Raw genomic sequence first — 14,710 nt, forward strand, 5'->3', positions numbered from 1 at the left:
GCAGGCACACTAGCATCGTTGTTTGTATTTGCCCGCTCCGTGTGTATTTGCGAACCGCATTGTTTGTCCAGTTAGGACGCAGCGCAGCTTAGTCAGTCTGACGCCGGCGTTGGGTCACAAAACAGGTCAAAGTAGTGGGCTAAACAAACGTGCGACGGGGGCCCCAATCCGTTCGATCAATCGCCGATCCCCAAGCTTTTTCGTTAACAAAAAGGAACGCGCGAAGTCTGCTTCGAACATCGCTGCCGTCTGCGCGGCAGTTTCTTGGTCAAAGACCACAACGGTTTCTTCGAAATTCAACCGACAAGACCGATTGTCCAGATTGGTTGTCCCGACGGAGGAGATTAAATCATCCACAAGCACTACCTTTTGGTGCATAAAGCCCTCGTTGTAGCGCCATATTTCAATGTCTGCTTCGATCAATTCGTCCAAATAAGCCAGTGCTGCGAGCCAGGTAATTTTGTGGTCGGCCACTTCGGGGACCAAAACCCTGACGTCAACACCGCGCATGGCAGCAAGTTTTAGTGCGGTCAGAATATCGTTTTCCGGTACAAAATATGGCGATGCGATCCACAACCTATCAGTTGCCGCATTGATCAGCGCGCAGAAATACAAACTGCCGGTGTCAAATGTGTCGCCCGGCCCTGTGGCGACAAGAACCGCATCCTTGTTTGGTTCGGCGATATGGACTTCCCAGTTCAAAGTCTCCGAGATGTTTTTCTGCGTCGCCCAATGCCAGTCTTCCACAAAAATCAATTGCAGTTGCAAGACAACCGGCCCTGAAAGGCGGGCATGGGTATCGCGCCACAGGCCGAATTTTGGATCTTCACCCATGTATTCATCGCCCATGTTTAATCCACCGGTGAAGCCGACCACTCCATCAACCACAACCGTTTTGCGGTGGTTGCGAAAGTTGATCTGAAAGCGACTTTTGGGACCACCCATAGCATGGGCATTGACCACGCTCACGCCGCCATTGGACAGGGTTTCAAGATAGCTTTTGGGCAGTTTTGCACAGCCGACGGCATCATAGATCAGACGAACATCGACACCATTTTGTGCCCGTTCGATCAGCGCATCGCGCAAGCGGCCACCGATCTTGTCGTCATTGATTATGTATGACTGAACCAAAACATAGCTTTTGGCGGCAGAAATTGCCTCAAAGATCGCGCCAAAGGTTTCTTCACCATCAATCAGCAGATCAAGGTCACTTCCTGATCCAACAGGAATGTCACCGATTTTTTCCAATGCTTCGTAAATGCCTTTGTTTTCCGTCAGTTTGGCCGGGTGGTCGATTTTGAACGTTTTTAATCCGCCAATCACATCGTCACTGTCGCGCCGGCCTGTCACATAGCCATCGAAGTTAAAGCTGCCCAAGAACAGATATACCGGCACCGCGAGGTATGGGGCCGCAAGCAGGAACACGGTCCAAGCTGCAGACCCTTGCGGCGTTCGCGAATCGCGGATTGCCAAAAAGGCGCAGTAAATTCCTGCGATTTGGAATGCGAGAAGAGTTATGACCTCAAACTGAAAGTGCATTTTAGTGTCCTAACATGTATCCGGTGTTCCCAAAGAGTATTGCTATCTTCACGGCACTATAAACCAAGTGTCAGATCCCGGCTTGCTGCAAAACAACCCTGCGTCAGGGTTTGCCCCTGTTTACCCGAATGTCGCCCCAAATAGGGAGATGATCCGACGCGATTTTGGCGGAAGAGCTTTGATCTACACCTGCGTCCAGCAATTCCAGCCGATGCCCAAGCGCAAACCGATCAAGTCCTGCCAAAGGTCGGGCGCTATGAAACGATTTGCCCGGACTGATGATCTCGAACCCATCCGCCAGAGGTTCAAGTCCGACACTTGATGACCATTCGTTGAAGTCGCCCATGATAACGGCATCGTCGACATCACTGTCGTCTAGATGCGCCCTTATCTTTTCAAGTTGTGCGCGGCGAAACGGACGCAAAAGCCCCAGATGAACCCCGACGACAGACAAAAGCTTGCCCTTGTCGCCAAGGTTGACCTGAACCGCGCCCCGCGGCTCCAACCCTGGTAGTGTCAGGTGATCTACTGAATGGATGGTCAACCCCTTGCGCACCAGCACGGCGTTGCCGTGCCAGCCCATGCTGACAGAATTTTGCGCAAGCTCGGCGATTTGGAAATCTGTGCTGTTCTCGACCAATTCGCGCGCAATGGATGACGGGCGATCTCCGAGCCGTTTGTCGACTTCTTGAAGTGCAATAACATCGGCGTCCAGGCGATTGATGATATCGACGATCCGGCCGGGATCACGGCGAAAGTCCAGCCCGACGGACTTTTGAATGTTGTAGCTTGCCAGTCTGAGTCGTCCTTGACTGTTCACAATGTCGACCAACTTTTCTGTGGGGCATTCCATCCAAGCCTTGGCCCGGATCGGTTTTAATCTATGTGAGCGGCCTGTTGTTGTCTAGCTTCAGCGGCTTGGATCCGCCGTCAGGCGGTTTTGGCCTTGGCTTTGAGTTCTGCCAGCCGGCCATTGAATTCTGCGCCATAAACAAAAATCACGGCCATCAAATACATGAACAGCTGCGTGGCAACGATCCCTGCCAATCCAGCATAGGTGACGCTATAGGTCGAAAAATGGACCAAGTAGGTTTCGAAAATTTTGGCAATCAAAAACCATAATAGAACGGTCAGCAACACACCCGGAAGCAGATCCTTGACTGGCCTGTGCACGCCGGGCAGCCACTTGTGACAGGCGACAAGCGCGATGATCAATAAAACCAATGCACCCAGCCAGGGTGTTTTCCAGTCGCGAAATCCCAAAGGAACCAAATTCATCTTAGTCGCGTCGAGCAGATCCAGATACAGCGGGATCGCAAACAAAAAGGCGGCAACTGCGATCAATATGCCGCCACCAGCTACAACGAAACTGATACATAAAAGGCGGGTTTTCCAAAAGGGGCGCGTGTCTACTTCGCGGTAGGCGTCTGTGATGGATACCCGGATTGCATCCACGCCGTTCGACGCGAAAAACACGGCCAGTAGACCGCTGAACGTAAGAGTTTTCCCATCGCTTTGGTGCAATACCGCAGAGAGTTCTTTCACGATGGGGGCGGCAAAAACATCGGGCCATGCACCGAAAACCAGATTGATTACCTTTTGCGAATCCAAACCGCTGCTGCTGACACCGGCCAGAGCCAGTACGAAAATGCAAAAGGGAAACAATGCAAACATCATAGACAACGCAATATGGCTGCTGCGTTGCCATCCCTTTTTATCGTCAAACCGGACAATCGCGTCTTTGAAGGCTCGAAGATAGAGATTTACCGCAATCGATCTTCGGACATCAAAATTTGCGGATTTAGTCATGGTCTGGACCGGTTGCCTTTTTCGGTCCGGTGCCCAGTTCACGTCTTAGCGCTTCCACTTCGGCCTCAAGATCAGCTTTGGTTGCGGTCATTTTAAAGGATTGATGGCTTGCTTTGTTGTCATCGGGGGTGGGGGCGGGCTCTTGCGTGTCCGGGGTTTGCACAACGAATTTGCCATCGGATGCAGCCTGCCAAATGGTGATGAAAAGCCCTGCTGTGACCGGCCCAAGCACCAATCCCACTGCGCCGAAACTCGCCAATCCGCCCAGGGTGCTGACAAAAATCCAAAGGTCAGACATGGCTGCCTCGCGGCCGACAAGCTTGGGACGCAATACGTTGTCGATGGAGCCTACAACCAGCATCCCCCAAAGGGCCAAACCTACTGCTTGAAGATGATCGCCGGTAAAACCCAAATAGATGGCGCCGCAAATCACAACCGGTGTTGCACCGACCGCCGGAATTGCGGCCAAGACCATCATCACAACCCCCCAGAAAATAGCATCGCCTATGCCTGCGGCCCAAAACCCGAGACCACCCAACGCACCTTGGATCATACCAATGGTCAAGGTCCCTTTGATGGTCGCGCGGCTTACCGCGGCAATTCTACCATCCAGACTGGCCTGCAACTCTGGTGGCAAACCTGAATACTGCAAAGTTTGCGCAAACACCGATTTTTTCATCGGCAAAAAGAAGAACAGCGCATAGAGGAAGGCAAATAACTGCAAAATAAAGGCAGAAGTGCCGCTGGTGAAATGGGTCAAAGCCGAGACCAGATAGGACGCCAAATTGCCCAAAAGCTCTGATCCCTTTTCGGCTATCTTTGGTTGAAGTGTGCTGAGATCATCGTGGTAGGGAAACCAGCTCGGAAGTTTCATCTCACCACTTTGCAAAGCGGCGAGATCGTCACTCAGCTCTGATGCAAAACTGGCGGTGCCTTGTATCGTTGTCGATGCTTGGGAAACAGCAAGTGAAGCAATTAGCAGGGTTGGCAGGACAACAATAATCAATCCGACCACCAGAGTAATTCCGCTGGCGGCGTTTTCACGGTTGCCGACTTTCCCTAAAATCCAACGATAAAATGGCTGTGACAGGACGGCGCAAATGCCAGCCAAAATCAGCGCGGTAAGGAATGGAAGCGCGATTTGGAAAAAAATGACCGAAACCAGAAGCGTTGCCAAAACAATTGCTATTGTCTGCGTGGTGGGGCGTTTTGTTCCCGTGCTACCATCTTCTGGCGTTGTATCTGTCATTCTTTGTTCCTCGTGTCTCCGGGAAAGAACCGCTTGTGCGCCGTCTCTGAAACTGTTGTTGCTCATTTACGGTTGTTTTGGCAACGCAAGAAGGTGGATTGCCTGGAGCCGCCTCAAAGGCCCGAGTGCTTTGTATTGGCTGAACCGGACTGACAATCTGGGGGCTTGTTGTGCATCATCGCTGTTTTAAAAGTGCAAATCTTCCGAAAACGGCAAATTAAAATTCCACTCACCCAAGCGTTTTAGAAGGCTCGGATAAAGCAAAGGAATTGCAGATGAGCGGATTGGATATTTTTGCCTGGATCGTTCTGGTCGTTTTGATCATCACGGTTATTGCCGGATTTCTTGTTTTGGCGATTCTGCCCGGAAAAATCGCGAATCAACGCGGTCATCCGCAACATGAGGCAATCAATGTCGCAGGCTGGCTGGGGGCCATCCTTGGTGGTGTGTTTTGGCCATTTGCGTTGATATGGGCCTTTACCAAATCGCCGTTTTTGAACAGCGTACAGCCCGAGGCCCAATCTGCGGATAGCAAAGCGAAGACCGGCGCATGATCGTATTCCTGACCCTGATTTATGTTGCGGTTCTTTTCGTGCTCGTGAAAAGGAAAGTCCTGCCCAACACAAACGCCACTTGGATGTCGACCATCGTTTGGATGGCGGTATTGTTCCTGTTTTTGTTCATTCCGATGCAATGGGGTGCCCCGTCGGGGCCTGTCAAAGTCTTGACGCGCGTTGTTCAGATTATTCCGAACGTAAGTGGTCAGGTGGTCGAAGTCGCTGTGGAGGCAAACGAGCCTTTGACCCAAGGCGATTTGCTGTTCCAACTGGATCCGGAGCCGTTCCAGATCGCGGTTGCCTTGGCAGAGGCGTCTTTGGCGCGTGTCGAGGCACAGGTCAAACAGGACCAAGATAGCCTCGCATCAGCGAATGCCTCGCTGTTTCAGGCAGAATCCCGTGCGTCTCTTGCTCAACAACGGTTTGACGACGACGCGAAACTGGTCCAATCGGGCACCATTTCGCAAAACCGTTTGGAACAGCGGCAGACAGATCTGGATACCGCTGTCGGAGCCGTTGATCAGGCCCGCGCTGCCGTTTCAGCAGCGGAGATCGAAATCGGAGCCGTGACCAAAGGCGGTGTTATTGCCAAGCTGGCCGAAGCAGTGGCAAGGTTGGAGCAAGCACAATGGAACCTCGACCAAACGTCCGTTCGGGCCCCGTCTGATGGCTATGTTACCAACTTGGCATTGGGCTTGGGGCAGCGGGTTACCACCTTGCCTCTGGCTCCGGCTATGGTTTTTGTCGACACTTCTGAAAAGGTAATTCAGACAGACATCCACCAGATCTATCTGCGCCATCTGGAACCGGGACAGACTGTCGAACTGGCATTCAAGTCTATGCCAGGGAAAATTTTATTTGGAACCATTGATCAGATTTTGGATGTGTCATCGCAGGGGCAGGCAAGCACGTCCGGCGCGGTTTTCCAAACGGGGCAAATTGTCAGCGAACCGTTTGCGGTCAAGATCGTTTTGGACAACCCGGAAGACTACGACCATCTGTCGCCCGGCACGGCCGGCAACAGTGCGATTTATACGAACAGCATGGCCGCAACCCACGTCATTCGAAAGGTCATGATCCGTATGACGTCCAACCTCAACTTTTTGAACCCTGCATTGTAGGCGAAACCTTGTGGTGGGCGTTCGCACAGCAGCGCAGATTTGGTTTCACAAACGCCGCCGGGAAACAATATGAACTGTATCTGTCCTGACAGGTGCAGTTTTCTTTTTAAATGGGCAGCTAATCCTGTGCCGGGCAAGCCGTTAGATCGAATTGCGCGACGCCGTTGCCAATCATCCAAACGGGCCTTTTGATGGCCAGATTTTGATCGGAAGCGGTTAAATATCCCCTAAGGCCAAGATCTTGGTCACACATAAGGACAAGCGTTCGCGCGGCTCCATCGCCCATATTGAATGAGCCAGAGTACGTGCGGCTTTGCAAATCGCCGGACATCAGAATGTTTTGCCCTCGTATTGTGACGGATAACGAACGGCCGCAGTCCAAGGCTTCTACCCGCGCTTTCACCTCAAGGTTTTTGCCGACGGGCATGGCGAACCCCACTGCAGTTCCTTGGCCGCGACCGAAGAAGGCTGCGTAGTCACCATGGCACATAGGGTAATACCCCAGTGTTGCCTCTTGCTGCGGTGGTTGATCAGAGGCGGATGGATCACGCGCCAACGGAACAATGCCGATATCGGTCAACCGGCTGGTCTCTTGGGGTTTGGCTTCTTCCTGGTCTTCATCTTGGGCAATGATTACAAAATCCGGCACATGAATGACCACGTCCTCCAAAGGGTCTCTTCCTACAATGGTGAACTCTGGCACCTCGATGATGAGCAAGTTGTCACTGCGCTGGCCCAAAACGTCGCGTGCTTGGACGCCAAAGCCGTCTGTATCGGGCGGTTCATTGATGACCAACTCTGGGGCGTTGATGTTGACTTGCGGGCGTTCGGACTGCGTCAGCGGCTGAGGGGGGAGGGCACCTGTATCGGCATTTTGAGCTGCACCGCTACTGGCCACCGACGATAGGAACACAGCCAGAATATGCGGCCCAAATCGGAGTAAGCTGGTAAACCTAACATTGTCAAACATGGGCAACCGTCCCAAATGCGAGTTGATTTGCTTGAATATCCACGATTTTATTTATGATTGGAAACGCGTCATAGGGGCGGACACCTACGGATAATGTCCTTTTGGGAACCGTCCGAACTGACAACACCTGTCGCACGCGTGCAGGTTCCGGCGTCGGCTGGTGCGATGGCTGTATAGGGAGGGTTTGCTACGGTGAAACCCGGTGATGCGCCTTGCTCTGTCGGAAAGACATCGCAATACCACGGGTGTTCTACGCGCGTTCCGTCACTACGATGTTCCCAATAAGCCCAATCTTTTAGCGTGACGTCCAGTTCGATGAACCCATCCGGTGTCTGGGGCGAAAACACCTGTCCGGGGGGAAGGATATTCACGGTTTGAACCCGAGAGATATCTCCATGGACCGCGCTAACTGTGTGGATCGAACAGCGAACGTCTATCCCTGAGTTGATTGCGGCGACATTGCCTTCAACCTTAACCCTTATCTGAAAAGTCAAATCCGCCAACCCGTAATTTTGGGCCTGCACTGGTTCTGCCGAAGCGAACAAAAATGTCCCCACGGCCGCATACAAAAGTGATTTAGAAATAGGAAAATTCATCAAATACTCCTCAAACGCGGTAGACATTAAATAATATTTGCAGCGGCGGGGGCGTATAAGCACCCAAAGCCCGTGCTACGGTCAAAACATCAAATATGCGGTCATTTTGGTTATCTGATTCCTATTTTGCAACGCTGAAACAGATTTTCCAATGTCCGGATTTTCTGGCGTGCAGGCCCCGCTCGGGGCGGGGGGGCAAAAATATTGGGGTGCTGCGCCGAAAGAGCAAGGCCAGACACCGTTTTGCAAAACGCGCTTCTGAGGGCGGCGGGTGAGGGGGCAAATGGCTTGCATCCCAAAACAAAACTGTTTCCGCCTTAAAAAAGCTGCAAAACTATCGGAAAAATTGCGGTCAAATCACCTTAACTCCAATGTAATTATGAGGGTCTTATGTCATCTTTCGTTCCAATGGATCCAGAAACACTTGAGATTTCGCATCAAGATGCCAAAGCAATTGGGGCATCGCTTGCGGCCGATTATCAATCCAAGACCCCCTATCACTATGGGTGCGTGGACAACTTTCTTCCGATTGAGGTACTGACCCGCGTCCGTGAAGAAGCGCTGGCCATGGGCGATCAAAGCGCCGAGCATTCCAGTGGGAATGAACGGTTGAAAACCTCTTTCAATCCAGACCGTATGCCAGCCTATTCAAAGGCGGTTTTTCGGTCTTTGAATTCACGCGCTTTCATCCAGTTTTTGGAAAACATGTCCGGTATTAAAGGGTTGATCCCTGATCCCTATTTTCTAGGCGGCGGGCTTCACCGCACCAACACCACCGGCTTTCTCGATATTCATGCGGATTTCAACCATCACTCGATTATGAATCTTGAGCGCCGAATGAACGTGCTGATCTATCTCAACCCGAATTGGAAAGAGGAGTATGGCGGCTCTTTCGAGATCTGGACCGATGACATGAAGGAAAAGGTCGACGGGTTTGCTCCGGTGATGAACCGGATGTGTTGTTTTTCAACGGGGTCGGATACCATGCATGGCAACCCTGAACCGGTAAACCATCCAGATGGGGAGCCAAGGCTGTCGATTGCACTGTATTACTATACGGCCACATGGGAAGATGGCCGCGTTGAGCAATCCACAGTGTTTAAGCAACGCCCGGGGTCCAACGATGTCGCCAGCAGTGAGGCGACATTGCGCATCGTTCGCGAAATTGTGCCACCTATTCTTTACCGCAAATCGATGGGTCTTATTCGTAGACTAAAGAATTTGGGTAGCTAAAACGGGCTTTGAAGACGGCGAGACAGACATAGTTTGAGCGTTAAAGCGACCGCGGCCCCGCCTTTTACTTGGCGGGGGCGATCAGAATAGTTTGACGCAGATCCCCGGTTCCACGGTCAAAAATCAGGATTTGATTGCCATCGGTCACAACCGCATACCAGTCCGGCCCTTGTGTGTAGGCCGTTGCAATCGCACCACCGGGTAGGGTGATCACCTCTGGCAGTGGCGCGCGCGCATTGTTATAGCGGTGCCAAATCAATCCCAGGATCATGACGATTCCGGCAATCATAACTGCTGTCAGGACCGTGACCAACACTCGCAAAAAGCGCAGGTTGGGCGGTTCGGGCAAATTTTCGCTCTCTGGGGTGTCCATGACAAACCTATGTATCACCATCTCGGCCAATCCGCCGTCCCGTCTTGATAAAGCTTTGGCGCGCGATGTGCCAGAGGAGGCAGCTCTTTCGCGCACCCGCTTGGTGCGACTGATTGCCGAAGGGGCGGTTTCGCGGCGGGGCACCGTGCTGGATAGTCCCAAATTAGCGGTCGCTGAAGGGGACGTGATTGAAATCAATGTCCCCGAAGCCGTCAGCTATGATGTGGTGGCCCAAGACATCCCGCTCGAGATTGTTTGGGAGGACGATGATTTATGCGTGGTGAACAAGCCTGCGGGAATGGTGGTTCATCCGGCCCCCGGCACACCTGATGGCACATTGGTCAATGCGCTTTTGCACCACTTTGGCGGTAATCTGTCCGGCATCGGCGGCGAATTGCGTCCGGGCATTGTGCACCGTATTGATAAAGACACCAGCGGGCTTTTGGTTGTGGCAAAGTCGGATCGGGCCCATCACGGATTGGCCAAACAGTTCGAGAAACATACAGCGCAGCGTGCTTATCTGGCACTGGTGCATGGGGTCCCTGATCCTGCTGATCCGCGGTTGCGCGGCACTCGTGGCGTGTCTGCTGGTGGCAGCAGCGACATCACGATCACCAGCGGACTGGCGCGGCACAAAACCGAACGCCAGCGTCAGGCTGTGTATTTTGACGGGCAGGGGCGCCATGCGATCACCCATGCCCGTGTGCTGGAGCGTTTTGGCAATCCTGAAACATTGTCCTTGGTGGAATGCCGTCTGGAAACCGGGCGGACCCATCAGATTCGGGTTCATATGACCCACGCGGGGCATTCCCTTGTCGGGGATCCCGTCTATGGCGGACGGCGCAAAGTGTCAGCCAAGGCAATCTCACCCGACGCGTTTCAGGCTGTGACCAAATTTGACCGTCAGGCGCTTCATGCTCGTGAATTAGGGTTCGTTCACCCTGTCACGAACGAAGAGATGTTGTTCCAAGCGGACATCCCTGAGGACATGAACAAGCTGTTGCGCGCCTTGCGATAACACGCAGCCACCACAAGTTGATGGTTTTCACCGTGAAAGTGTGATGATATAACATATCAAATATCATTCCCAACACGGCTCGTTATGAAACTGAACAATCTGGGCGCTTCTTCCTTGCGCAGGCGCAATCGCAAGGCCAATCCAATGAAAACATACGATTCCTTGCCCAAACCCTTGCGAAACTGGATGGCGCAAGCTGCCTTGCCATGGTCCCCAGCGTCTTGTTTGCGGATATGGCGGGCAGCGTTTGCAGCCGGTGGATCAGAAGCCGATGCTTTGGTCCGCTTACAAGACGCAGAAAGGGTCTGCTTGTCCAAAGACCGATGCATATTTCAAAATGGCGGGATTCCTGACTGTTGAGAGTGAGCGCATGCAGGTTAGTACGCTGTAACACAGAGCACCTGTGCGTGAGCGCAGGGTTACACGGGTTACATAGCCGGTTAGCAGGATTACATTAGTATCAACAAACCGGAGCGCGCCTCTTGCAATTGGTGTTAGCGCTCCCCATCTGAATGTTAACGGTCATAACATTGATTGGAGGAACAGGGATAATGAGCAATTACGCAAACCTTCCAGCCCCAACGCCTGAAGGCGGGCTGAACCGCTATTTACAAGAAATCCGCAAGTTTCCCTTGCTGGAGCCTGAAGAAGAATTCATGGCCGCCAAAGCTTGGGTCGAAAAAGAAGACAGCCGCGCCGCGCATAAACTGGTGACCAGTCACCTGCGTTTGGCTGCCAAGATCGCAATGGGCTATCGTGGCTATGGTCTGCCGCAAGCCGAAGTTGTGTCCGAAGCAAACGTTGGTCTGATGCAGGCGGTGAAACGCTTTGATCCCGACAAAGGGTTTCGTCTGTCGACCTATGCCATGTGGTGGATCCGCGCCTCGATTCAGGAATATATCCTGCGGTCGTGGTCGCTGGTGAAAATGGGCACGACCTCGGCGCAAAAGAAGTTGTTCTTTAACCTGCGCAAAGCCAAATCCCGTATTGGCGCGTTGGAAGAGGGCGATCTACGCCCCGAGCACCTGACCAAAATCGCCACAGATCTGGGCGTGTCTGAAAAGGACGTTATCTCGATGAACCGGCGGATGTCGGGCGGGGATGCGTCGCTGAACGCCACGGTTGGATCCGAAGGCGAAGGCACCATGCAATGGCAAGACTGGCTTGAGGACGAAGATGCCGATCAAGCCGGCGACTACGCTGAACGCGATGAGCTGGAAGCACGCCGCGCCTTGCTGGCTGAATCGATGGATGTGTTGAACGACCGGGAAAAGGATATTCTAACGCAGCGCCGTCTGGCCGAAAACGCTGTCACGCTCGAAGATCTGTCCGGACAGTATGACGTCAGTCGCGAACGCATTCGCCAGATCGAAGTGCGTGCTTTTGAAAAGCTGCAAAAGCGCATGCGTGAATTGGCCCGCGACCAAGGCATGTTGGTTCGCACTTAAACCCGAAGATCACTTCTTCCCCGACAAAGGCCTCTTTCCTCCTTCCGGAAAGGGGCCTTTGTTTTTGCGCTAAGCTGGCATAGGTTTCGCGCTAACATGAGGGGGATTGATTATGACATATGTTCGTTGGGGAATTTTGGGCGCGTCTAAGTTTGCGCGGGAACATATGGGGCCAGCCCTGAATGCGGGTGGCCGTGGACGGTTGGCGGCTTTGGCGACCTCGTCGGAAGACAAGGCCAGGCCGTTTCAAAACCTGGCCCCCGGCATCACAGTGCATGACAGTTACGATGCGCTGATACATGATCCTCAAATCGATGCGGTCTATATACCGCTGCCAAATCACTTGCATGTCGAATGGGCGTGCAAGGCGCTCAAGGCCGGAAAACATGTGCTGGTGGAAAAACCGCTGGCGATGTCTGCACCGGATTTTGATCGGGTGATTGCACTGCGTGATCAGACAGGGTTGGTGGCCGCAGAGGCCTATATGATCGTGCATCACCCTCAATGGATTCGGGCCAAAGCGCTTGTTGAAGAAGGGGCGATTGGCAAATTGCTGCGTGTGTCAGCGGCGTTTTCCTACAACAATGCCGAAGAAACCAAAAATATCCGCAATGACCCGACCAAAGGCGGCGGGGCAATTCCTGACATCGGTGTCTATATCTACGGTGCCGCCCGCTTTGTCACCGGCGAAGAGCCGGAGCAAATCCTGACAACGGAAATCAAACGCGAGCACGGGGTCGATGTCTGGAGCCATATCACAGCCCAGTTTCCGTCCTTTCATTACACGGGTGTTGTGTCGATGCGCATGGCCCCTTGGCAAGAAATGGTGTTCCACGGTGACACAGGCGTCATGCGCCTAAGTGCGCCGTTCAATGCCAATTCCTATGGCGAAGCGCGGATTGAGCTCCAAACCCAAGGTCGCGCTGGGCTGGAAGTACAGGTCATTCGCTACCCTGCAGATAATCATTACGTGCTTCAGGTCGAAGCATTTAATGCTTCGGTTCTGGATGGAACTGAGTATCCGTGTCCTTTGGAGTTTAGCAAAGGCACACAGCAGATGATTGATATGGTTTGGGAAAAAGAGAGCGGGGAATAACCCCCGCCCATTTGGTCGTCTTTGGTATTATGGCTTGTCAAATATCCTGAATGGTGATGACCACTTTTCCGGTAGATTTGCGCGTCCGCAAAAGCTCCATTCCTTCTGCTGCACGCTCCATCGGAAGGATATTGCTGACATGCGGCGTGATCCGGCCCTGGCTGTGCCACTCCATCAGTTGCGACAATGATCCTGTCAAAACTTCGGGGCGGAATGACAAGTAGCCGCCCCAATAGACACCCAGAACCGAGATATTCTTGACCAGAAGATGATTGGCCTTGATTTGCGGGACGTCGCCGCTTGCAAAGCCGATGGTCAGGATGCGGGCTTCGGGGTTGCATGACCGGAAGGCAGCCGTAAACTGATCTCCACCGACGGGGTCATAGACCACATCCGCACCGCCCAGTTTTTTCATTTCGGCGCGAATGTCTTGAGTGCTGGCATCAATCAAATGATCTGCACCGGCCTGTTTTGCGGCTTGCAGTTTATCGGCACCGCGGGCGCACGCGACAACAGTGGCCCCCATCAACTTACCAATTTCGACAGCTGTAAGACCGACGCCGCCAGCGGCCCCGAGAACCAAAAGAGTTTCGTCAGGCTGCAAGCGGGCCCTATGATCCAGCGCCACATGCGATGTTCCATAGGCGATTTGCAGGGCGGCAGCGTCTGTCCAACCCATACTGTCCGGAATTTTGACTGCGCGCGCTGCGTCAAAGCACCCGAATTCGGCCAGACCACCCTGACCACCAAAGACGGCAACACGATCCCCGATGTTGAAGCCAGTCACCCCGGCACCAACCTTATCAACGATGCCTGCAACCTCCATCCCCAAGGTGAACGGCAGTGCAGGTGTTTCTTGATATGTCCCCTTCATCATCAAGAGATCGGCGAAATTCAGCCCGCAGGTCGCGATCTTCAATCGCAGCTCTTGGTGTTTTGGCTCGGGTGCTTCACAATCTATGATTGAAGGTGGGGATTCGTGACTGATGAGTCGATAGGCGCGCATAGCTGTCTCCGGTTGTTATGCGCATCAGTGCAAAATCCAGCTATGCCTGTCAAACAGTGCAGGGGCACAAAGTGGGGCAATTATGAACGAGGAGATAACAGATGGATTGCAACTTTGTGTTGATTTGCGAGCAATTTTACCATCTTTAAGGCTGCATATGCCTTGATTTTAACCTCATTTTTGCTGTATCAATTTACGTTATGAAGCGCACAGGTTCGGGTTGAGTAATCAAAAAGCGCTTGGCGCGCTTTATTGGCCCGCCCAAGAAACAATGAACGGGAATCGAAAAATGGCGCATCCGGTAGATGTACATGTCGGCAAACGAATTCGTCACCGCCGGTGGTTGGTGGGAATGACGCAGCAGCAGCTGGCCGAAAAAGTTGGAATCAAGTTCCAACAGATCCAAAAATACGAAACCGGTGCCAACCGCGTCAGCGCGTCCCGGCTTTGGGATATTGCTGAAGCTTTGGAGGTGCCAGTCAGCTTCTTCTTCGAAGGCATTGAAGCCGAGGGGACCCAGTCCAGCACATCTGACAACGTTCCGGCCGATATTTTGGGTGACAAAGAAGCACTTGATCTGGTGCGGTCCTATTATGCAATTCCAGAAAACCAACGTCGTCGCTTGTTCGAATTGGCACGGGTTTTGTCCGACGTTGCTTGAGCCAAACGCGGCCCTGCGGTAACAGGTCTTTGAA

The 14,710-nt window shown here is 52.9% G+C and carries 16 protein-coding genes; 8 read left to right on the forward strand and 8 right to left on the reverse strand.

Features of this window, described 5'->3' with window-relative positions; all coding sequences use genetic code 11:
* Window positions 1-126 precede the first annotated feature (126 nt).
* From cls to C8N36_RS16200, 4 genes are all read right to left on the reverse strand, one after another.
* The gene (gene cls, locus C8N36_RS16185) at window positions 127-1,539 is read right to left on the reverse strand and encodes a cardiolipin synthase (protein WP_097805929.1); all 1,413 of its coding nucleotides are present in this window, start codon (window positions 1,537-1,539) and stop codon (window positions 127-129) included.
* Between the two features lie 103 nt (window positions 1,540-1,642).
* Complete coding sequence (locus tag C8N36_RS16190; RefSeq protein ID WP_097805928.1) at window positions 1,643-2,392, reverse strand: endonuclease/exonuclease/phosphatase family protein; 750 nt, start codon at window positions 2,390-2,392, stop codon at window positions 1,643-1,645.
* A 77-nt stretch (window positions 2,393-2,469) separates the two neighbouring features.
* Window positions 2,470-3,348, reverse strand: a complete 879-nt coding sequence (locus C8N36_RS16195) for a YihY/virulence factor BrkB family protein (RefSeq protein WP_097805927.1) — start codon at window positions 3,346-3,348, stop codon at window positions 2,470-2,472.
* Window positions 3,341-4,597 (reverse strand): AI-2E family transporter, encoded by a 1,257-nt coding sequence (locus tag C8N36_RS16200; protein WP_170125891.1) that lies wholly within the window; start codon window positions 4,595-4,597, stop codon window positions 3,341-3,343. The genes C8N36_RS16195 and C8N36_RS16200 overlap by 8 nt, the downstream gene beginning before the upstream one ends.
* A 275-nt stretch (window positions 4,598-4,872) precedes the next feature.
* On the opposite strand from C8N36_RS16200, the gene C8N36_RS16205 reads away from it, so the two are divergent.
* Window positions 4,873-5,151 carry a DUF3302 domain-containing protein gene (locus tag C8N36_RS16205; RefSeq protein ID WP_097805925.1) on the forward strand — a complete coding sequence of 93 codons (279 nt, stop codon included), beginning with the start codon at window positions 4,873-4,875 and terminating at the stop codon, window positions 5,149-5,151.
* Window positions 5,148-6,275 (forward strand): HlyD family secretion protein, encoded by a 1,128-nt coding sequence (locus C8N36_RS16210; protein WP_097805924.1) that lies wholly within the window; start codon window positions 5,148-5,150, stop codon window positions 6,273-6,275. Before C8N36_RS16205 ends, C8N36_RS16210 begins: the two co-directional genes overlap by 4 nt.
* A 118-nt stretch (window positions 6,276-6,393) precedes the next feature.
* Here the strand turns inward: C8N36_RS16210 and C8N36_RS16215 are convergent, their stop codons facing one another.
* Both C8N36_RS16215 and C8N36_RS16220 read right to left on the reverse strand, forming a co-directional pair.
* On the reverse strand, window positions 6,394-7,245 hold the full coding sequence (locus C8N36_RS16215) for a hypothetical protein (RefSeq protein WP_097805923.1): 852 nt from the start codon (window positions 7,243-7,245) through the stop codon (window positions 6,394-6,396).
* A gap of 68 nt (window positions 7,246-7,313) precedes the next feature.
* Window positions 7,314-7,841, reverse strand: coding sequence for a hypothetical protein (locus tag C8N36_RS16220; RefSeq protein ID WP_141468150.1), 528 nt, complete (start codon window positions 7,839-7,841; stop codon window positions 7,314-7,316).
* Between the two features lie 390 nt (window positions 7,842-8,231).
* On the opposite strand from C8N36_RS16220, the gene C8N36_RS16230 reads away from it, so the two are divergent.
* Entirely contained in the window at window positions 8,232-9,074 is an 843-nt protein-coding gene (locus tag C8N36_RS16230) for a 2OG-Fe(II) oxygenase (RefSeq protein ID WP_097805920.1), read from the forward strand.
* Window positions 9,075-9,138: 64 nt separating this feature from the next.
* Here C8N36_RS16230 and C8N36_RS16235 read toward each other — a convergent pair whose 3' ends face one another.
* Window positions 9,139-9,447, reverse strand: coding sequence for a DUF6476 family protein (locus tag C8N36_RS16235; protein WP_097805919.1), 309 nt, complete (start codon window positions 9,445-9,447; stop codon window positions 9,139-9,141).
* Here C8N36_RS16235 and C8N36_RS16240 point away from each other — a divergent pair.
* The 4 genes from C8N36_RS16240 to C8N36_RS16255 all read left to right on the forward strand — a co-directional run bounded on the left by C8N36_RS16240 (window position 9,446) and on the right by C8N36_RS16255 (window position 13,009).
* Entirely contained in the window at window positions 9,446-10,465 is a 1,020-nt protein-coding gene (locus tag C8N36_RS16240) for an RluA family pseudouridine synthase (protein WP_097805918.1), read from the forward strand. The two genes, C8N36_RS16235 and C8N36_RS16240, sit on opposite strands and share 2 nt — an antisense overlap.
* Window positions 10,466-10,549: 84 nt before the next feature.
* Complete coding sequence (locus C8N36_RS24525; RefSeq protein ID WP_097805917.1) at window positions 10,550-10,825, forward strand: DUF6525 family protein; 276 nt, start codon at window positions 10,550-10,552, stop codon at window positions 10,823-10,825.
* A gap of 191 nt (window positions 10,826-11,016) precedes the next feature.
* Window positions 11,017-11,913: an RNA polymerase sigma factor RpoH gene (rpoH, locus tag C8N36_RS16250; protein ID WP_097805916.1), complete on the forward strand. Its 897-nt coding sequence runs from the start codon at window positions 11,017-11,019 to the stop codon at window positions 11,911-11,913.
* A gap of 112 nt (window positions 11,914-12,025) precedes the next feature.
* The gene (locus C8N36_RS16255) at window positions 12,026-13,009 is read left to right on the forward strand and encodes a Gfo/Idh/MocA family protein (RefSeq protein WP_097805915.1); all 984 of its coding nucleotides are present in this window, start codon (window positions 12,026-12,028) and stop codon (window positions 13,007-13,009) included.
* Between the two features lie 37 nt (window positions 13,010-13,046).
* Here the strand turns inward: C8N36_RS16255 and C8N36_RS16260 are convergent, their stop codons facing one another.
* Complete coding sequence (locus C8N36_RS16260) at window positions 13,047-14,015, reverse strand: NADPH:quinone oxidoreductase family protein (RefSeq protein ID WP_097805914.1); 969 nt, start codon at window positions 14,013-14,015, stop codon at window positions 13,047-13,049.
* Between the two features lie 289 nt (window positions 14,016-14,304).
* On the opposite strand from C8N36_RS16260, the gene C8N36_RS16265 reads away from it, so the two are divergent.
* Window positions 14,305-14,676, forward strand: coding sequence for a helix-turn-helix domain-containing protein (locus tag C8N36_RS16265; RefSeq protein WP_097805967.1), 372 nt, complete (start codon window positions 14,305-14,307; stop codon window positions 14,674-14,676).
* Window positions 14,677-14,710: the final 34 nt, after the last annotated feature.

Origin of the sequence: Pelagimonas varians, from assembly GCF_003208435.1 — a bacterium.
GTDB lineage: Bacteria > Pseudomonadota > Alphaproteobacteria > Rhodobacterales > Rhodobacteraceae > Pelagimonas > Pelagimonas varians.